Genomic DNA, 19,927 nt, shown 5'->3' with positions numbered 1-19,927 from the left:
CGAAAATAATGAAATTACTGTTTGCTGTGCGACGAGATATAGTCAACAGCTTGCTGAACCGTCGTGATTTTCTCGGCCTCTTCGTCCGGAATTTCCGTTTCGAATTCGTCTTCGAGTGCCATCACGAGCTCGACCATATCGAGCGAATCGGCACCGAGGTCGTCAAGGAAGGAAGATTCGTTCTTGATCTCGGCTTCGTTAACGCCAAGTTGTTCAGCGACGATCTTCTTGACGCGCTGTTCGATGCTTTCCATGCAGATCTCCAAGTTGGGAAAATTCCCGCGAATTATAGCCAAACAAAAGAATTATTGGGGCTGGCTATGATAAAAAAACGGCATTACCGAATACAACGATATTTTGTTGCTTACAGACAAATGCCTGGTCGGAATACCTCTGGATCAACAGATTTTACCCTAGGGGTGGTCTGTTGAGGTTGTTACATGTACATTCCACCATTGACGTGCAGCGTCGTGCCTGTAATGTAGGCAGCCTGCGGGCCCGCAAGGAAGCCAACGGCATTGGCCACATCGGCTGCAGCGCCCAGGCGTCCCAGCGGAATCTGCGCAAGAATGGCGGCGGATTGCGTTTCGTTCAGCGCTCGCGTCATGTCGGTATCGATAAAGCCGGGCGCAACACAGTTGACAGTAATATTACGGCTACCCAGCTCGCGAGCCAGGGCACGGGCCATGCCTGCCACACCGGCCTTGGCCGCCGCATAATTGGCCTGGCCGGGATTACCACTGGAACCGATCACGGAAGTGATATTGATGATACGGCCGGATCGCGCCTTCATCATATTCCTGGTGACGGCGCGCGAAAGACGAAAAACGGCGGACAGGTTGGTGGCAATGACTGCATCCCACTCGTCATCCTTCATGCGCATGGCCAGGTTGTCGCGCGTAATGCCGGCATTGTTCACCAAGATATGGGGGCCGCCGTCTTGCTTGCCCAGCTCTGCAATCAGGCTGTCGCAGGCGGCAGCATCATCCACGTTCAACACCACGCCGCGCCCACCGGATGCCGAAAGCATGTCTGAAATAAGCTGCGCCCCAGATTCCGACGTTGCCGTGCCCACCACTGTCGCACCGCGGGAAGCGAGTTCCAGGGCAATGGCTTGGCCAATACCCCGCGATGCACCGGTGACCAGCGCCACTTTGCCGTCGAGTTCTTTATCTTGCATTGCCGTTTATCCTTGTAGAGTTTCCAGCGCCAGCTGTAAAGATGCGGGATCCGTAATCGCCAAACCCACCAGGTCGCGATCAATCCGCTTGGTCAGCCCGTTCAACACCTTGCCGGGGCCGCATTCAACCACGTGGGTGATGCCCTGCGACTTCATGAATTGAATGGTCTCGACCCAGCGCACGGCATGCCACGCTTGTCTAACCAGCGCATCTTTTATTGCTGCGGGATCGTCGACAATGGCGACATCCACGTTATTGATAAGCGAAATATCGGGCCTTGCCAGGGAAACACCTGCCAGCGCCGCTTCCAGCACTTCTGATGCAGGTTTTAACAAGCTGGAATGAAAAGGTGCGGACACCGCAAGCACCAGGGCACGCTTGGCCCCCGCCTGCTTGGCCAGTTCGCAGGCCCGGTCAACGGCCGCCTTGTGCCCTGCAATGACAACTTGCGCGGGGGCATTGAAATTCACCGCTTCGACGACCTCGCCCTGCGCCGATTGCGCGCACAGGGATTTGACCACGTCGTCGTCAAGACCGAGAATGGCGGCCATGCCGCCGGTGCCCACGGGCACGGCATCCTGCATGGCATCGGCACGGATGCGAACGGTGCGTACCGCGTCTTCCAGCGTGAAGGCACCTGCCGCCGTGAGCGCGGAATACTCGCCCAGACTATGCCCAGCCACCAAATGCGGCACGGCCCCGCCGGCGTGAATCCATGCGCGGTAAATCGCCACCGCGGCGGTCAGCATCGCGGGCTGAGTGTTGGTCGTGAGATTCAGGTCTTCGGCCGGCCCGGAAGCAATCAAACCCGCAAGGTCCTGGCCCAAAGCGTCCGACGCCTGCGCAACCGTATCATTTACCGCCGCGTGGCCCGACCAAGCATCAAGCATGCCGACAGACTGCGATCCCTGTCCGGGAAAGACAAAAGCTATTTTCATTGAGATAGATTAAGAGTGGATCGAAAGGAGAGCGCCGGCCTGAGCCGGCCGCGTTCTACATTTTTACCAGCACCGAGCCCCAAGTAAACCCGCCGCCAACACCTTGCATCATGACGGTATCACCGGTCTTTATGCGACCATCGCGACGGGCAACATCGAATGCGAGCGGTACGCTGGCGGCCGATGTATTCGCATGACTGTCTACCGTGACGACCACTTTTTCCTCGGGTATATGCAATTTGCGACCGAGGAAGTTGATGATGCGTATATTCGCCTGGTGGGGCACCAGCCAATCGACATCGGTCAAGGCGATACCGGCTTGTTCGCAGACTTCGTGTGCGGACTTGGCCAGGCAATTCACGGCTAGCTTGAACACAGCCTGACCATCCATGCGCAGGAATGGATCGCCGGTTACCTTGCCGCGCGACACATTTCCGGCAGCGCAAAGTATTTTCGTCTGGCTGCCGTCTGCGTTGAGTTGTGCGCCGATAATGCCGGGTTCGGCGGATGCCTGTATGACCACTGCACCCGCGCCATCACCGAACAATACACAGGTTCCACGGTCATTCCAATCCAGGATGCCCGAAAAAACCTCGGCGCCAATGACCAGAGCCGTCTTGGCCCGACCAGCCTGTATGAATGCGTCAGCTGTCGTCAGGGCGTAGACGAAACCACTGCACACCGCCTGCACGTCGAACGCCGCACCGCCCTTGGCACCCAGATTGGCCTGGACCAGGCATGCCGTGCTGGGAAATACGAAATCGGGCGTGGACGTCGCGACAATGATCAGATCGATGTCTGCGGCCGTCACGCCGGCATCTTCCAGCGCCAACCGAGCCGCTTCGGTAGCCAGGTGACTGCTCATCACGCCTTCATCAGCGATATGGCGCTGGCGGATGCCGGTGCGCTCGACGATCCAGGTATCGGATGTTTCGATCTGTCGCGTCGCCAGGTCGGCAGCGAGCTGGTCGTTGGAGACGACGCGGGGCGGCAAATAGCCGCCGGACCCTATTATTTTGGCATAAGGCATAGTAGCTTCCAGAACCCGAGCTATGGCGCAGGATCAGAGAGTTCGTTGGGAATCTTCGCAGATTGCGCCGCTGCGGCTTGCAAACTCTGACGAAGGCGGTCAATGGCGTTTGTGGTTCCAGCCAGCAGGCCATTGTGCACAGCTTCACGGGCCCGCTGGAGCGCGCAGCCAAAGGCATAGGAATCGGCGGAGCCATGGCTTTTTATGACAATGCCGCGCAAGCCCAGCAATGCTGCCCCATTGTACCGGCGGTTATCGACGCGATCACGAAAACGATTCAATACGGGCTTGGCCACCATGCCGGCAGCCATGGACAGCGAATTACGGGTGAACTCGGCGCGCATCATGTTGCCCACCATCTTGGCCAGGCCCTCCATGGACTTGAGCACGACATTACCCACGAAACCGTCGCACACCACCACGTCGACAGTACCTTTGCAGATATCGTCGCCTTCGACATTTCCGTAGAAATTGAGTCCGCTGGTACGCAGAAGCTCTGCGGCGCGCTTGACGATTTCGTTGCCCTTGATGATCTCTTCGCCAATATTGAGCAAGCCTACGCTAGGCCGCTCGTGGCGATCGACGGTCGATGCCAGCGCCGAACCCATAATGGCGAACTGCAACAAGTGCTCTGCAGAACAATCGACATTTGCGCCCAGATCGAGCATGGTAGTCGCCCCGCCCTTCTGGTTAGGAATGGACGTGGCAATAGCCGGCCTGTCGATGCCGTCGAGCGTTTTCAGTATGTAGCGGCTGATTGCCATCCAGGCGCCAGTATTGCCGGCCGAAATACAGGCATCTGCCCGGCCATCCTTTACCGCCTGGATCGCGACGCGCATGGAGGAATCTTTTTTGCGCCGCAATGCCACCTCGATGGAGTCGTCCATGAGGACGACTTCGGAGGCCGGTAGAATTTCGTACCAGAGACTGCCGTGCCCGCCATGCTCACGCAAGGCGGCCTCGATGGCCACCGCGTCACCCGCGAGCAGCAGTCGCGTATCGGGGTGTTGCTTCGCAAATTGACAGGCCGCAGGGATAGTAGCCGGCAAGCCGACATCACCGCCCATGCAGTCGATGGCGATTCGAATCTCAGGTTTCGACATCAAGTAAGCAACCTAGTGAAAGATCGCCAACAAATGATTTATTCGTCGTTTTTCGATTTGAGTACTTTACGGCCGCGGTAGATACCGTTGGGGCTGATGTGGTGGCGCAGATGCAGTTCGCCGGTAGTGGGTTCCACTGCCGTCGAAGGCGCCACGAGGAAATCGTGCGAACGATGCATACCGCGTTTAGACGGGCTTTTTTTGTTTTGCTGAACGGCCATGATGACTCCTGTAAACGGGTCGCTATTGTACGCGATGATCCCCGTAGGTTAATTCGGTGAACTCAATTTTTCTTTAGTTGATCCAGCACCGCGAACGGCGAAGGTCGAACCTCGTCGGCATCGGGCTCTTCTGCAAGAGACTCCGACAGCAACGAACAAACATCGTGCTTGGGCACGTACGGCAGGCTGAGGATGATTTCATCTTCAACCAGCGCCAGAACATCGAGACGCTGCGACCCCAGAATACGCTCGATGGCGTCATCGGGATCGACATCGGTGCCGTCGTCGACATCAAGGGCGGCTTCGGAATTCACCACCTGCAAACGGTTTTGGCTATCCACCGCCCATTCGAGCGGCTTCATGCAACGCTGGCATTCCAGCAAAGGAGCCGCTATTACATGTACGTGCAAAAAACGCTGACCGAAGGCATCCATTTCGCCCTTTATAGACCAGGACACCGTAGTGTCGGCCTGTTCGGGCAAGTCTTCTATCAGACGTTCGAATTGATCGATTGGTGCCTGGCCGCGTATTTCTTGGCCCGCACGGGTAAGCTCGTACGTGTCAACATACTGTATATCCACGTGAAGTTCCCATCCCGAGATTTCAATGATTAATTCAGCCGGCCATTTTAGCCGACCTGGCTATCTGCCGCCTTGATTTCCAACAAACCTGGCGAAAACGCGTATCGCGCACAAGGAAAACATTAGATAATAGCGCGTTCGGCCACTCGTAGTCAAACCTGGAAAGCAAATACAACACTATGCAGCTCATACTCGCGTCAAGCTCACGATACCGGCGGGAAATGCTGGAGCGACTGGGCATCCCCTTCAATGCCGTGTCGCCCGACGTCGATGAAACACCTCGGGCAGACGAAACACCTACCGCACTGGCATTACGGCTTTCGCTGGCCAAGGCGCTTGCAGTCGCTCCAGCTTATCCCGGCGCGCTGATAATCGGATCGGACCAGGTCGCCACCATGGACGGTTCCCCCATAGGCAAGCCCGGCAATTTCGACCGGGCTTTGAGCCAGCTTGAGCAACTCAGCGGCCAGACGGTAGAATTCCATAGCGCTTTGTGCGTCAGCGACGGGCAACGTCACGAGGTCGCCGATATCGTGACGCTATGCCGGTTTCGCCGCCTCAGCACGGACGAGATCGTCTCCTACCTGCACCGTGAGCAGCCCTTTGATACTGCAGGCAGCGCCAAGGCTGAAAGCCTGGGTATTGCGTTGATGGAAAGCATGCAGTCCGACGACCCGACCGCCATTATCGGGCTGCCCCTGATTGCCTTGTGCCGGATGTTACGCTCGTTCGGGATCAACCCCTTGACGCACCCCACCCAGCACCACCCTTTTGTCCCTGGACAATCTTGAAATGGAGAAGCAGTGAAATCAGCCGGAACCCTACATTTGATCCCCGTCGGCATGGGGGTCGCAGCACCCGCGATCTGGCTGCCCCAAGCCGTACAAGAACTGGCGTCGCGCCTTACCACGTATATCGCGGAAAATGCCAAGACAGCGCGCGCCTTCCTGAAGCTGATCGGTACGCAAGGGCCGCTGCAAGACATTGTCATCCATACACTGGATAGTAAAGTCGATGCACAACAGATGCGGCTCTGGTTGCAACCCTTGCTCGAAGGCGGAGAAATCGGTCTGGTTTCAGAGGCAGGCTGTCCTGCCGTCGCAGACCCCGGCGCCAAGGTGGTAGCGGTCGCCCACACAATGGGCATACGCGTCATGCCCTGGGTGGGTCCTTCATCAATCCTGCTCGGCCTAATGGCCAGTGGCCTCGACGGGCAGCGCTTTGCCTTTCATGGCTATGCGCCCGTCGAACCTGCCGCACGGGCCAAACAATTGAAAACGTGGGAAACCGAATCGCAAAAGCTCCAGCAAACCCAGATGCTCATCGAAACCCCCTATCGGAATGAGGCCATGTTCGAGACGCTGAAACAGGCGCTCAAGGGCAGTACCCGCCTGTGCATCGCACGTTCGCTGACCACCGCCGACGAACTGGTGCGGACTCACACGGCCTCTGAATGGAAAAAACTGCCCGCGCCGGACTTGGCAAGGATGCCGACGCTGTTCCTGTTTCTGGCTTGACGATGACCATGCGATTGAAGCATCTTATCAGCGCCGTGGCGCTGCTCCTGCTGACTGCCTGCGCCACCCGCCAGCCTGGCGAATTTACGATAGACCGCAGCATCCAGGCCAAGAGCCAGAACAGCCGGGTGGAATTCATCGTGCTGCATTACACCGCTACGGGCAATGAGGCATCGCTGAAGATCCTATCGCAGCAAAATGTCAGCAGCCACTATCTCGTCACCAGCGCTCCCGAGCCGCTTGTATACCAACTGGTGGACGAGAGCCGTCGCGCCTGGCATGCGGGCAACAGCGAGTGGTTCGGCCGTACCGATATGAATTCCGGGTCTATCGGCATCGAAATTGTCAATCATGGCCGAAAAGATGATGGGACTTGGGAACCCTATACCGCAGCACAGATCGCCGTCGTCAGTGCATTGCTGAAAGATATCGTTGCGCGCCACCAGATCAAGCCGTTCAATATCGTGGGGCATAGCGATATCGCTCCCCAGCGCAAGATTGACCCGGGCCCGCTGTTTCCATGGAAGCAACTGGCCCAACAAGGCCTGGGACGCTGGTATGACGAAAACAAGGCAAGAGCCTATGAGCAGGAGTTCCTGCGTTCCGGCTTACCCGATATGAATTGGGTGCAGGCCGAGCTGCAGCGCGCCGGTTATATAATTCCACGCAATGGAGAGCAGGGCAAAGCCACGAAGAATGTCATTGCTGCGTTCCAGATGCATTACCGTCCCAGCCTTCACGATGGCGTTCCCGACGCCGAGACTCTGGCAATACTCAAAGCCCTGCCCTGAAGCAGGCGCATTCAGCCGCTATTGGCGCCCATGGGCGCCACGTTGCCTGACGACATAAACCAGCCTGAACAGCAGCAGCACCACAAGAACGACTCCATAGGCATAGGGTTCAAAGAAGTCGTTCTTGCCCGCCCTGACCAGCCAGAAATGCCATACCGATAATCCGGCAATGACATACACGCTGCGATGCAGGGTTTGCCAGTAGCGCCCAAGACGCCGCATCCACCCCTGGGTGGACGTTACTGCAAGGGCCACCATGGGTACAAAGGCGACCATGCCCACCGTGATGAAGGTGCGCTGCACCACGTCGTCCCACATCGACGCCAACGACCAGCCACGTTCCCACAAGGCCCAGCCCAGCAAATGCAGGACTGTATAAAAGAAAGCAAACAAGCCCAGCATGCGTCGCAGGCGCACCACGGCCGGCTGCTGAATCAGACGACGCAAGGGTGTGATTGCCAGGGTGAGGCACAATGCCACGAGCGCCCAGATGCCGGATGAGCGAATCAGGAATTCAGGCGGATTGGCGCCAAGCCCGCCGCTGAACCCCAGCCACACCCAGCGCAAGACCGGATAAAGCGCAATGAGAAAAACCAGAGGCTTGATGCGTCCGACTTGCTTGGCGGACCATTTGGCCGGCATTGCGCCCGACGTAGACATGCCAATCGGGTTCAATAGTTTTTCGCCAGGTCCATACCGGCATAGAGCGACGCCACCTGGTCGGCATAGCCGTTGTACATTAGCGTATCGACGCGCGGTGCAAAGAAGCCGTCACCGATCCGGCGCTCCGTCGCCTGGCTCCAGCGAGGGTGCGGCACGGCAGGATTCACATTGGCATAGAACCCATATTCGTTTGGCGCTATCCCCACCCAGCTGGTAACCGGCATCGTCTCGCGCAAGCGTATCTTTACGATGGACTTGCCGGACTTGAAACCATACTTCCATGGAATAGCCATACGCACGGGCGCCCCATTCTGATTTGGCAGCATCTTGCCGTAAACACCAAACACCAGCATCGTCAGCGGGTGCATGGCTTCATCGATGCGCAATCCTTCGACATAAGGCCAGTCGATAATGCGGTCGTTAAGGCCGGGCATGGCTTCGGGCTGGACCGCTGTGACGAACTCGACATATTTTGCCTTGCTGGTGGGCTCGACCTGTTTCAACAGGGTGGCCAGGGAGTAGCCGCTCCAGGGTATGACCATGGACCACGCTTCCACGCACCGCAGGCGGTATATCCGTTCTTCCAGGCTGGCCAGCTTGAGCAGGTCGTCGATATCAAAAGTGCGCGGCTTTGCCACTTCGCCTTCGATGGCGACGGTCCATGGCCGCGTCTGCATAGCGCCTGCGTGGCGCATAGGATCGGTCTTGCCGGTGCCGAATTCATAAAAATTATTGTAGGACGTGATGTCTTTCTCGGACGTCTGCCTGCTGCTTAGCCAGTATTCCGGGTTGGGCGTGGCCGGCAAAGGGGCGCGTGCCGGGCCCGCGGCGGCAGCCGGCAACAAGCCGCCCGCCCCGAGGGCCAAGGCCCCGGCGCCAGCTTGGCGCAGCCATTGGCGACGGGAAAGCCAGACAGCTTCCGGGGTGATCTCTGATGAAGCGACAGGAGGAATCTTGAATCTGGACATGGCCGCCCTTTGGCTGGAGTTGTGCGATAAAAGCTGCTCCGGATGGGGCCGCCTTGTTAACTACCCTGAACATAAGACGGGCTCCCACCCCGGGAAGTTCCCCGGAAGCCGTGGCCCGCCGGCCGTCCCCGCGGTGTTACCGAACGGCGGTGGTCGCCAAGGGACCCACCCGATCAAGCAGCCACGACTGCATTTCGCTCACACTGGACACCATTGTCGTTGGCTTCGCATCGATCAGCGTCTGCCGGTCATGCGCGCCATAAGTGACGGCCATACTATCGACGCCTGCATTCGACGCCATCAGGACGTCGTGTGACGTATCCCCCACCATAAGGATTTGCTCGGGGCGCAGGTCCAGTTCGCTCATTATTTCCAGCAGCATGGCCGGATTCGGCTTACCGAAGGATTCATCAGCGCAACGGGTAGCGTGGAAACGACTTTGCAACTGCATGTTGCCAAGCACCCTGTCCAGACCGACGCGGCTTTTGCCGGTAGCGACCCCCAACAGGACTTGCCGGCTGGCCAACAGCTCAAATAGATCCAGAATGCCATCGAACAGCTTGATCTCAGGATCGCGCCGCAGGAAATGAAAACGATAGCGATCAAGGAATAGAGGGAGTTTGTCGGCGGTGAGGGTAGGCACGCAACGATATAGGGCGCTTTCCAGAGAGAGGCCGATCACCCAGCTTGCTTCGCTGGCGCTCGGCACGGGCAACTCGATATCGGCACATGCGCATTGAATGGCCGACACAATGGAATGGGTGGAATCCATGACGGTCCCATCCCAATCGAAAACCACGGCTTCATAGCGTTTCACGAATTGCGCTCCAGATGTTGAAGAATTTGCGTACAGGCGGGCGGCAGCCCGGCTTCGAATATCATGGGCTCGCCCGTTAACGGATGCGGTATTTCCAGGCGACAGGCATGCAGGAACATGCGACCGAACCCGAGCCGCGCGAACTTGGCGCGCACTTCGTCGGATCCATATTTGTCATCGCCGACGATAGGATACCCGCTAGAGGCAAGATGCACCCGGATCTGATGTGTGCGGCCGGTACGCAGTTCCGCGCCCAACAAACTATAGGCGCCGTAGCGATGTTTCAAGGTGATGATGGTATGCGCGACCTTACCCAGGGCGTCCACCTTGACCCGGCGCTCGCCGCTGGCGGTCAACCACTTTAGCAGCGGCTGGCGCAAATGCTGCTTGTCATTCACCCAATCGCCCACGACGAGCGCCTGGTAATGCTTGCGACCTGCGCCCTCGCGCATCATATCGTGCAGCGCCAGCAAAGCCTTGCGTCGTTTTGCAATCAGTAACAGGCCGGAAGTTTCGCGATCCAGCCGATGCGCCAGTTCGAGGAAGACGGCATCAGGGCGGGCGGCGCGCAACTGCTCAATGACACCGAACGACACCCCGCTGCCGCCGTGCACCGCCACGCCGGCGGGCTTGTCGATGACCAGCAGCGCATCGTCTTCAAAAACGACGGGAAACACGGCCGGAGGCACGACCCTGGCCTGGTCCGGCGCGGGCAGCCGCATGGGGGGAACCCGCAAGGTATCACCCTCGTTAAGGCGATAGTCAGCGGTAATACGCCCTTTATTGATCCGCACTTCCCCGCCGCGTATAGCCTTGTACACATGGCTCTTGGGAACCCCCTTGCACAGGCGTATCAGGAAATTATCGACGCGCTGCCCGGCCTGTTCGGCACCGATTTCAATAAAACGGACGCTAGGGGCGTTGGTTTCGGTAATAACAGTTTTGCGCATAGGGAAAAGCGGCATATAATCGCGTCAGCCTATAGAAGCTGAAAAAAAACCGCCAAACGTAGAGATGCAAGGGTGCGTCTCCGTCCGGCGAACAAGGGCCATATTGTACTGCCTGCCTTTCAGCTTCTGGGTCATTTGGTCGCCGGGGCAAGCCCGATCCCAAAAATAGTGGTGTGGCATAGTGCCCGCTGTTTGCCCGGATCTACTGCCAACCGCGTGCGGCTCTGAATCTTTGCGAAGTTTGTCAACGTTTAAATGCACCAGCCGCGAATTCACACACGCGTCTGCCGTTCCCAGCAATTTTTTGTCAACCACTATAGTGAACCTGACCTCCCTGCTGACTGAACTGCGCACCTACAGGTCCGCTGTGCCTTCCTGACATAAGGTGGGCATTGCCGACGCAGTCAGCAAAGCCCCCACTGCAGATTTAGCGCCTCACACCGAGTGGCCCGCGGTCGTGCGCCGATTAACGGCGCGCCATGACTACGGAGAAATACACTCATGAAACGAATGTTGTTCAATGCAACGCATCAAGAAGAACTACGTGTTGCGATTGTCGATGGCCAGAAACTCATCGACCTCGATATCGAGACAGCCGGCCGCGAACAGCGCAAGGGCAATATCTACAAGGGCGTCATTACCCGCATCGAACCCGGCCTGGAAGCCTGCTTCGTCAGTTACGGTGAAGACCGCCACGGCTTCCTGCCATTCAAGGAAGTCGCCCGTTCGTACTTCAAAGAAGGCGTCGATGTACGCACTGCGCGTATCCAGGACGCCTTGGCCGAAGGCCAGGAACTGATCATCCAGGTCGAAAAGGAAGAGCGCGGCAACAAAGGTGCAGCCCTCACCACCTTCGTTTCGCTGGCCGGCCGCTATCTGGTCCTGATGCCCAACAATCCCCGCGGGGGCGGCGTTTCGCGTCGTGTAGAAGGTGAAGACCGCCAGGAGCTGCGTGAAACCATGGACCAGCTGGATATTCCAGCAGGCATGAGCATAATCGCCCGCACCGCCGGCATAGGACGCAACGTCGAAGAGTTGCAATGGGATCTCTCCTACCTGATGCAGCTCTGGAATGCCATTGATGCCGCAGCCCGCGACAACAAGGCCCCGATCCTCATCTACCTGGAATCCAGCCTTGTCATCCGCGCCATCCGCGACTACTACTCGCCCGAAATCGGCGAGATCCTGATCGACACCGACGACATCTACGAGCAGGCCACCGCCTTCATGAGCGTGGTCATGCCCGACAACGTGCAGCGCGTCAAAATGTATCGCGACGATGTCCCGCTGTTTTCACGTTTTCAGATCGAACACCAGATTGAAACCGCCTATTCACGCACGGTACAGCTACCCTCCGGCGGATCGGTAGTCATTGATCACACCGAAGCATTGGTCGCCGTCGACGTCAACTCTGCCCGCTCCACACGCGGTGCCGACATCGAAGAAACCGCCATGCGCACGAATCTGGAAGCGGCTGAGGAAGTCGCGCGCCAATTGCGCCTGCGCGACCTTGGCGGCCTGATCGTCATCGATTTCATCGACATGGAAGAAAGCAAGAACCAGCGTGCCGTCGAACAGCGCCTGCGCGATGCCTTGCATTTTGATCGTGCCCGCGTACAAATGGGCAAGATCTCCCGTTTCGGCCTGATGGAACTGTCGCGCCAGCGACTGCGTCCCGCCCTGAATGAAGGTTCGCACATTACCTGCCCGCGCTGCAACGGCACCGGCGTGGTGCGCGATGCCGAATCCAGTGCGCTGCATGTCCTGCGCCTGCTGCAGGAAGAAGCCATGAAGGAAGGCACCGCAGCCCTGCATGCGCAAGTGCCGGTCGATGTCGCCACTTTCCTGCTTAACGAAAAACGCGGCGATATCACCAAGATCGAATCGCGCCTCAAGGTAAACCTGGTCCTGATCCCCAACAAGAACCTGGAAACGCCGCATCACCATATCGAGCGCTTGCGCCACGACGACCCGCGCATCGAAGAAATCAAGACCAGTTTCGATCTGGTCACGCAACCGGAAGAGCAGCTTACCTGGGCACCGAACAAGGCACTGGAAACCCAGACACGCCCTGAAGCGCTGGTGAAAAGCCTGCCGCGCTCACAACCCGCACCTCTCCCGACTGCCCCGGCCGTACGCCCAAGCGCCACGGCGCCGGCCGCTGCGGGCACCAGCCTCATCAAACGCCTGATCAACTGGCTCACCGGCACTGCCACCGTTGCGACGCCCGAACCCGTTATTGAAGCCCCCAAGACAAGCGGCTCCCGCAACAAGAACGGCCGATCCAGCGAACGGCGGGAACGCGGCCAAGGCGACCGCAACCGCCATCGCCGTGGCGAACGCCGCCCCGACGGCATTGAAGGCAAGTCCGACGAGGCCCAGGCGCCCGCCCAACGATCGCGTCGCCATTCGCCCGCACAGGAATCCGGTACGGCCGCCAGTGAACAACGCGTGTCCGAGGTCATCGTGTCACCCGCTGCTTTAGCATCTACCGAAGGCAGTGAAGCGAACACCGGAGGACGCGGACGCAGCCGCCGTGGCCGTGGACGCAATCGCCGTGACGAAAGCCAGAACGAAACCGCCGACCAGGTCGACAACGACGATCTGCCCTTGACGGCCGCCGCGGAAACCTCTTCCACCGGCGCCCAGGCGGACACGACCGACGATCAACAAAAGGTTGCAAGCGATGTCGAGGGCAGTACTGACCAGGCATCGGATAACGATCAGCTTGATCCAGAACGCAAACGCCGTCGTCGTCGCAGCCGTCGCGGTCGCCGCAGCCCCGACGCTGATACCGAAACGACGCTTGCCAGCGATGCCGGCAATGCCGATGCAGCCGATGATCAAGCGTTCGTGCGACACGAGACACCTGCTTTCAATCCCCAGGTCCTGCCCGCTATCGCCACTGCGCAAGGAAGCCTTGCCGCAGCCCCTGACGACACCGTTGCGGCACCTGCCGCCGCGGTAGCCGTCGAAGCTGCTCCGGCCGAACCCGCACAGGTCAACGCGACACCGGTTCCTGAAGCAATCGCCCCTGCCGATTTGCCGCCGGCGACGCCCGTTGAAGCGGCACCAGCCGTATCAACGCCAGCCCCCCGGGATACCGCCATGCCCGTTGCGACAGAGCCCGTTGCTGTCCAGCCCGTCCTGGTCGAGCCAGCTGTCGTTCAGTCAGAGCCGGCCGAGGAACCACCCGTGCAGGCTGCGCCAATCGCTACGGCTGCAGTCCAAACTGTGGCGATCGAACCCGCGCCAGTCAAAGCTCCCGCTGACCAGGCTGTTGCCGCCGATGCGGCCCTGCCCGTTGCACCCGCTGAGCCGGCTCCAACGCAACCCGATCTGCTCGCGAAGCCACAGCCGGAAGCTGCCCACCCAACGGAGCCGGAACTTGCTGCCAATTCCGAAGCCGCCAAGGTGATAGGAAAAGCTCTGGAAGAAAGCCTTGTGGCTGCCGGGATGGAACTCGTGGAGACCAAATCCGCACCTGTGGACGTCACTGAGGGGCCCGTGCGCCTTGGCCGGGCCCGCAAACCTGCGGTCAAAGTCGCCAATGACCCATTGAAGCAGGTCGAAACGCAATAGTCCTTGCGCTTCAGAAGTAAAAAAACACCATTCAGTTTTCTGAATGGTGTTTTTCTTTGTCCAACTGTTGGCCGTGCTGCACGGCCATGCCTTATGCCAAGTCGCCGATCAGGCCTTTGCCACCACGTCTGCCGGCTGGCGCATCAACAAGGCAAGCAGGTGGGCCAATTCAACGCGCATCTGGCGGCGATCCACCACCATGTCGATGGCGCCCTTCTCGAGCAGGAACTCCGAGCGCTGAAAGCCTTCGGGCAATTTTTCGCGAACCGTCTGCTCGATGACGCGCGGTCCAGCAAAGCCGATAAGCGCCTTGGGCTCTGCAATGACCACATCGCCCATGAATGCAAAGCTGGCCGACACGCCACCCATGGTTGGATCAGTCAGGATGCTGATAAAGGGCAGGCCTTCAGCCGACAGCCGGGTCAACATCGCGTTCGTCTTGGCCATTTGCATCAGTGAGAAAAGGCTCTCCTGCATGCGGGCACCACCCGACGCCGCCACACAAATGAATGGCGTGCGATTTGTGAGCGCTTCGCGTGCACCTCGGGCGAAGCGTTCACCCACCACGGACCCCATGGACCCGCCCATGAACTCAAACTCAAAGCAGGCCAATACCACGGGTACCGACAAGATCGCGCCGCTCATGACTACCATGGCCTCGCTTTCGCCCGTTTGCTTGACCGCCTCGGTTACACGCTCGGTATACTTGCGGCTGTCCTTGAACTTGAGCGGATCCATCGGACGGGTGTGCTGCCCGATCTCGACACGGTTATCGGCATCGAGCAACGCGTCGATACGTGCCCGTGCCCCGATACGCATATGGTGGCTGCACTTGGGGCACACATTAAGCGTTGCCCTGAGGTCTTCTTTATAAAGCACAGTCTCGCAGGACGGGCACTTTACCCAGATACCCTCCGGAACGCGGCGGGACGCCGCATCATTGTTGCGATTGATGCGTGGTGGCAGAATTTTTTCGATCCAGCTCATGATTTTTTTCCCGATAAAGGCCCGATTCCGGATCGAGCCTATTGTTCTTCTGCGCCGGGCCGCCTTCTGACACGGCCCCGCCTTGATGGAGTAGCGTGTTCCCCGCTTACTTCCGCAATGCCTGATGGATGCTTTCCAGCCACTCGGCCGCCGCCTTGATGGCCGCCGCATCGGCGTCGGCAGAAGCCAGGCCTGACTGTTCGGAGCGTGCCACGGACTGTTCCATGGTTTCTATGAGCTTGCTGCCTATGACCACCGCGTCCGCATGTGCGCCCAGCCGCTTCGCACTGTCGGCATCGCGGATGCCAAAGCCGACCCCGACGGGAATCGTCACGTGCTTGCGGATCTCTGCCAGGCGTTGAGCCACATCGACGGTATCGATGTTTCCGGCGCCCGTGACGCCTTTGAGCGACACGTAGTAAACATAACCCCGCGCAACCTTTGCGACCTGCTGGATGCGGGCATCGGTGGAAGTCGGAGCCAGCAGGAAAATAGGATCGATCTGCGCACTGCCCAGCTGCGCCGCGAAATCAACGATTTCTTCGGGCGGGTAGTCGACGACCAGCACCCCATCGACGCCCGCCTTGGACGCCTCATGGACAAACACGTCCTGGCCCATGCGTTCGATAGGATTGGCGTAGCCCATGAGCACTACCGGGGTGGTCGTATCATCCCGGCGGAATTGCGCCACCATTTCCAGCACTTTGCGCAAGCCTACGCCACGCTTGATGGCGCGCTCGGCGGCGCGCTGGATAACCGGGCCATCGGCCATGGGATCCGAAAATGGTATGCCAAGCTCCAGGACGTCGGCGCCGGCCTTGACCAACTGGTGCATCAGCAAGGGCGTGGCCGCTACGGAAGGATCGCCCGCGGTGACATAAGGAATCAAAGCCGTGCGACCTGCCGTCTTGGCAAACGCGGCCTTGATTCTTGGGTTGGAGGAATTCATTGTGAGCTTTACCCTTATTCTTATAGACTGATGCCGCTGAAATCAGCCACAGTATGCATATCTTTGTCACCACGGCCCGATAAGTTCACCAGGATGATCTTGTCTTTGGGCAAAGTGGGTGCCAGCCGTAGCGCATGCGCAATGGCATGTGACGATTCCAGGGCAGGCATAATGCCTTCCGTCCGGCAGCAATCGTGAAAAGCCGCCAGCGCTTCCTGGTCATCGACACAGACGTACTGGGCACGACCGCAATCCTTCAACCATGCATGTTCGGGGCCCACCCCTGGATAATCCAGTCCTGCGGAGATCGAGTGCGTCTCCTGTACCTGGCCGTCTTCGTCCTGCATGACATACGTACGGTTGCCGTGCAGGACGCCGACCGCGCCCGCATTCAGCGAGGCGGCGTGGCGGCCGGTTTCAAGGCCCTCGCCGGCGGCTTCAACGCCGATCAACTGTACATCGGAATAATCTATATACGGATGGAAAATACCCATGGCGTTCGAGCCGCCTCCGACGGACGCCACGACGTAGTCAGGCTGGCGGCCGGCATCCACAGGCATTTGTTCGATGCACTCAGTACCGATGATCGACTGGAAGTCACGGACCATCATGGGATACGGGTGCGGACCCGCAACGGTACCGATGATATAGAACGTGTTCTCGACGTTGGTCACCCAATCGCGCATCGCTTCGTTCAATGCATCCTTGAGCGTACGCGAGCCAGAATCCACAGGCACCACGGTGGCGCCCAGCAATTTCATGCGGTAAACATTGGACGCCTGGCGACGAACGTCTTCGCTGCCCATATAGACCACGCATTCCAGGCCATAGCGCGCCGCGACGGTCGCCGTCGCAACGCCATGTTGGCCCGCCCCCGTTTCAGCGATGATCCGGGGTTTACCCATACGGCGCGCGAGGAGGATCTGGCCTATGCAGTTATTGATCTTGTGCGCGCCGGTATGGTTCAGGTCTTCGCGCTTGAACCAGATCTGGGCGCCGCCCAGTTTTTCCGACCAGCGCTTGGCATGGTACACAGGGCTGGGGCGGCCGACAAAGTGCTTCAGTTCGTAGTGAAATTCACGCAGGAAGTCGGGATCGGTCTGATATTTTTCGTAAGCCGCGCGCAGCTCATCGAGCGCATGCACCAGGGTTTCGGCAACAAACGAACCACCATACTGACCAAAATGCCCTTGTGGGTCGGGCAATGTGTAGGATTTCAAATTATCACTCTCTGGTTACGCAACATCGTTGCATCGATCCGCCGCGGACCGATTGACTGGCAAGGCCACCATTTTAGCAGTCTGGCACAGGCAAACACCTGCCGGGCTCAGTGGCGGCCTGCCGACACGCCCGAAAGCTCGTTAAGCGCGCCCAGCACCCGGCTGATCTGCTCGCCGTTCTTGACCTCGATGGTAAACACCATGTGTGCCAGTGATCGACGGCTATGGGTATTGACACTGACGACGTTAAGCCGCAGTTTGGCAAAGACCTCGGAGACATCCCGCAGCAAGTCGCTTCGTTCAGGCGCATGGATGCTTATGTCGACCGGGTACAGTGCGTCGCCGGTATCGCCCCAGTCAACGTCGATCACGCGCTCCGGCTGGCGTTCGGCCAAGGCCGCATACGACGCACAGTCGTGGCGATGTATCGACACCCCGCGTCCGCGTGTGACGAACCCCGCAATCAGGTCGGGCGGTGCAGGCCGGCAGCAGCGGGCGAGCTGGGTCATGAGGGAATCCACCCCGACCACCAGCACCCCGCTCTTGCCCGTCTTGGCGACATTTGCCACACCGCTTTGGTATACCCTGGCCTCGGCCGTGGCGCCCGGCGCTGTCGAGTCAGCAGCCGACCGCGCCTTCTGCGGACTCAGCAGATAATCGATTTGGCGCAGACTGAATTCTTCCTTGGCTACGGCTATGTACAGATCGTCGGCGCGCGCGAACTCGAGCTGTTGCGCAAGCTGTTCCAAATTGACCGCCGTCTTGCCCAGACGCTGCAGTTCTTTCTCTACCATTGCCTGGCCTTGGGAAATGCGCTGCTGCAATTCGATGGCATTGAACCAGGCACGCACTTTGGCGCGGGAGCGCGGACTGGCCAGAAAGCCCAGCTGCGGGTTGAGCCAGTCGCGCGACGGCCCTCCCGACTTTGCCGTAATGATCTCCACGGTCTGGCCGGTTGCCAGCCGCGTCAATAGTGGAACCATCTGACCGTCCACACGCGCACCGCGGCAACGATGTCCCAAGTCCGTATGCAGGTAATAGGCGAAATCGACGGGCGTCGCCCCCACCGGCAGCTCGATGACACGCGCTTGCGGAGTGAGGACATAGATATGCTCGTCGGCAGCGGCGGTCTCTGCCCGCGGCGAATCCGATGCCGGCACATCATGCCGCTTGCCATGCTCACCCGGACTTGTATCGTTAGCGTCCGCCTGTCCGCTGCCTTTATCCCAGGCCAGCAATTGACGCATCCAGGCAAGCTTCTGGTCATATCCGCTGGCGGTAGCGACCTTGCCACCCCTGGGGCCCGCCTCTTTATATAGCCAATGGGCGGCCATGCCGTACTCGGCAAACCGGTGCATGTCATCAGTGCGGATCTGTATTTCGAAAGTGCGGCCCTCGCCGTCCATCACCACGGTATGCAAGGACCGATAGCCATTGGGCTTGGGGCGGGAAATATAGTCGTCGAACTCATTGGACACAGGGGTCCACAGGGAGTGCGCCAACGCCAGCACGGCGTAGCATGCACGCTCGTCCTCTACGATCACCCGTAGCGCCCGCAAATCGAAAAGCTGATGGAATTCCAGATTCTTCATGCGCATCTTGTTCCAGATGCTGTAGATATGCTTGGGCCGCCCGCTAACCTCGGCGCGAATATGCGCCTCGGCCAAGGCGTCTTGCATGGCACTCACCGCCTCGACGATAAATGCTTCGCGTTCGACCCGTTTCTCCTCGAGCTGGCGGGCTATGGTTTTATACGTCTCGGGATCCTGGAACCGGAAAGCGAGATCTTCCATTTCCCATTTCAATTGCCAAATGCCCAATCGATTAGCCAAGGGCGTGTAGAGCTCCATGGTCTCGCGAGCAAGCGACTGAGGGTAGGGAATTTTGGCGACGGCGTGCCAGCGCAATGATTGCAAGCGCGACGCCAGGCGCAACAGCACGATGCGCAGGTCGGCCGCCATCGCCAGCAGCATCTTGCGCTGCATCTCTTTCTGGTCGCTACCCGGCGCAGCGCTATCGTTGGCTTGTCCCGTTAGGTTACCGAGCCGCAAGAGCGCCCGCGTGCCCTGGACAAGGCTTACCACTTCGGCACCGAAACACTTGCGCATGGCGTCCGGGTTTTTTGCTGCGTCGGAAACGCCGGCATCAGCGGGCAAAACGGTGATCAGCGCACTGGCCCGCGTGGCAGCATCGGTGCCCAGGTCGGCCAGTATTCGCACGACTCCGGCACTATGCAGGGCCAAAGGTTCGCCTGTCTGGGCGAGCACATCCGTCAACGGCTCTTTGACCCACTGAACGGCTTGCGCCAGCAGCTTGTTGCCTGAATCGTCCAGGCCCTTGCTGGCGTGGGCAAACCATTCGTCGTTGAACGGTGTGGAGTCGTAAACCGGTGTAGCGTTTGAGGGCATAGTTCGGAGGAGCAGAGTGCG

General features: G+C 59.1%; 19 protein-coding genes. 4 read left to right on the top strand and 15 right to left on the bottom strand.

Annotated features, from left to right (window positions below; all coding sequences use genetic code 11):
* Positions 1-14: 14 nt before the first annotated feature.
* From acpP to CR159_RS01445, 7 genes are all read right to left on the bottom strand, one after another.
* Positions 15-254, bottom strand: a complete 240-nt coding sequence (gene acpP / locus CR159_RS01475; RefSeq protein ID WP_013742768.1) for an acyl carrier protein — start codon at positions 252-254, stop codon at positions 15-17.
* 182 nt (positions 255-436) lie between these two features.
* Positions 437-1,180, bottom strand: a complete 744-nt coding sequence (fabG, locus tag CR159_RS01470; protein ID WP_102072209.1) for a 3-oxoacyl-ACP reductase FabG — start codon at positions 1,178-1,180, stop codon at positions 437-439.
* Between the two features lie 6 nt (positions 1,181-1,186).
* Positions 1,187-2,119 carry an ACP S-malonyltransferase gene (gene fabD, locus CR159_RS01465; RefSeq protein WP_102072208.1) on the bottom strand — a complete coding sequence of 311 codons (933 nt, stop codon included), beginning with the start codon at positions 2,117-2,119 and terminating at the stop codon, positions 1,187-1,189.
* A 55-nt stretch (positions 2,120-2,174) separates the two neighbouring features.
* Positions 2,175-3,149: a beta-ketoacyl-ACP synthase III gene (locus tag CR159_RS01460; RefSeq protein WP_102072207.1), complete on the bottom strand. Its 975-nt coding sequence runs from the start codon at positions 3,147-3,149 to the stop codon at positions 2,175-2,177.
* Between the two features lie 20 nt (positions 3,150-3,169).
* Positions 3,170-4,252, bottom strand: a complete 1,083-nt coding sequence (gene plsX / locus CR159_RS01455; RefSeq protein WP_102072206.1) for a phosphate acyltransferase PlsX — start codon at positions 4,250-4,252, stop codon at positions 3,170-3,172.
* A gap of 38 nt (positions 4,253-4,290) precedes the next feature.
* A complete protein-coding gene (gene rpmF, locus CR159_RS01450) occupies positions 4,291-4,473 on the bottom strand; it encodes a 50S ribosomal protein L32 (protein WP_102072205.1) in 183 nt (60 codons plus the stop codon).
* Positions 4,474-4,535: 62 nt separating this feature from the next.
* Positions 4,536-5,054 carry a YceD family protein gene (locus CR159_RS01445; protein ID WP_102072204.1) on the bottom strand — a complete coding sequence of 173 codons (519 nt, stop codon included), beginning with the start codon at positions 5,052-5,054 and terminating at the stop codon, positions 4,536-4,538.
* 179 nt (positions 5,055-5,233) lie between these two features.
* Here CR159_RS01445 and CR159_RS01440 point away from each other — a divergent pair, with 179 nt between their 5' ends.
* From CR159_RS01440 to CR159_RS01430, 3 genes are read left to right on the top strand one after another with little or no spacing between them, the layout of a single operon-like run.
* Positions 5,234-5,845 (top strand): Maf family nucleotide pyrophosphatase, encoded by a 612-nt coding sequence (locus CR159_RS01440; protein WP_102072203.1) that lies wholly within the window; start codon positions 5,234-5,236, stop codon positions 5,843-5,845.
* A 51-nt stretch (positions 5,846-5,896) separates the two neighbouring features.
* Positions 5,897-6,571 (top strand): SAM-dependent methyltransferase, encoded by a 675-nt coding sequence (locus CR159_RS01435; protein ID WP_102072433.1) that lies wholly within the window; start codon positions 5,897-5,899, stop codon positions 6,569-6,571.
* Between the two features lie 8 nt (positions 6,572-6,579).
* Positions 6,580-7,362, top strand: a complete 783-nt coding sequence (locus CR159_RS01430; protein WP_102072432.1) for an N-acetylmuramoyl-L-alanine amidase — start codon at positions 6,580-6,582, stop codon at positions 7,360-7,362.
* An 18-nt stretch (positions 7,363-7,380) separates the two neighbouring features.
* Here CR159_RS01430 and msrQ read toward each other — a convergent pair whose 3' ends face one another.
* The 4 genes from msrQ to CR159_RS01410 form a co-directional block, all read right to left on the bottom strand.
* A complete protein-coding gene (msrQ, locus tag CR159_RS01425; RefSeq protein WP_102072431.1) occupies positions 7,381-8,022 on the bottom strand; it encodes a protein-methionine-sulfoxide reductase heme-binding subunit MsrQ in 642 nt (213 codons plus the stop codon).
* Between the two features lie 11 nt (positions 8,023-8,033).
* On the bottom strand, positions 8,034-8,993 hold the full coding sequence (gene msrP, locus CR159_RS01420; RefSeq protein WP_102072202.1) for a protein-methionine-sulfoxide reductase catalytic subunit MsrP: 960 nt from the start codon (positions 8,991-8,993) through the stop codon (positions 8,034-8,036).
* Between the two features lie 136 nt (positions 8,994-9,129).
* Positions 9,130-9,810, bottom strand: a complete 681-nt coding sequence (locus CR159_RS01415; protein WP_102072201.1) for an HAD-IA family hydrolase — start codon at positions 9,808-9,810, stop codon at positions 9,130-9,132.
* Positions 9,807-10,760 (bottom strand): RluA family pseudouridine synthase, encoded by a 954-nt coding sequence (locus CR159_RS01410; protein WP_233208125.1) that lies wholly within the window; start codon positions 10,758-10,760, stop codon positions 9,807-9,809. The genes CR159_RS01415 and CR159_RS01410 overlap by 4 nt, the downstream gene beginning before the upstream one ends.
* A gap of 501 nt (positions 10,761-11,261) precedes the next feature.
* On the opposite strand from CR159_RS01410, the gene CR159_RS01405 reads away from it, so the two are divergent.
* A complete protein-coding gene (locus tag CR159_RS01405) occupies positions 11,262-14,342 on the top strand; it encodes an Rne/Rng family ribonuclease (protein ID WP_102072199.1) in 3,081 nt (1,026 codons plus the stop codon).
* Positions 14,343-14,450: 108 nt separating this feature from the next.
* Here the strand turns inward: CR159_RS01405 and accD are convergent, their stop codons facing one another.
* From accD to CR159_RS01385, 4 genes are all read right to left on the bottom strand, one after another.
* Complete coding sequence (gene accD, locus CR159_RS01400) at positions 14,451-15,329, bottom strand: acetyl-CoA carboxylase, carboxyltransferase subunit beta (protein ID WP_102072198.1); 879 nt, start codon at positions 15,327-15,329, stop codon at positions 14,451-14,453.
* Positions 15,330-15,435: 106 nt separating this feature from the next.
* Complete coding sequence (gene trpA, locus CR159_RS01395; protein WP_102072197.1) at positions 15,436-16,278, bottom strand: tryptophan synthase subunit alpha; 843 nt, start codon at positions 16,276-16,278, stop codon at positions 15,436-15,438.
* A gap of 20 nt (positions 16,279-16,298) precedes the next feature.
* Positions 16,299-17,498: a tryptophan synthase subunit beta gene (gene trpB / locus CR159_RS01390; RefSeq protein WP_102072196.1), complete on the bottom strand. Its 1,200-nt coding sequence runs from the start codon at positions 17,496-17,498 to the stop codon at positions 16,299-16,301.
* A gap of 107 nt (positions 17,499-17,605) precedes the next feature.
* On the bottom strand, positions 17,606-19,906 hold the full coding sequence (locus CR159_RS01385) for a RelA/SpoT family protein (RefSeq protein ID WP_102072195.1): 2,301 nt from the start codon (positions 19,904-19,906) through the stop codon (positions 17,606-17,608).
* Positions 19,907-19,927: the final 21 nt, after the last annotated feature.

The sequence above is a fragment of the Pollutimonas subterranea genome, from assembly GCF_002849655.1.
Taxonomy (GTDB): domain Bacteria; phylum Pseudomonadota; class Gammaproteobacteria; order Burkholderiales; family Burkholderiaceae_B; genus Pollutimonas; species Pollutimonas subterranea.
This window is presented reverse-complemented; position numbering and strand designations above follow the sequence as displayed.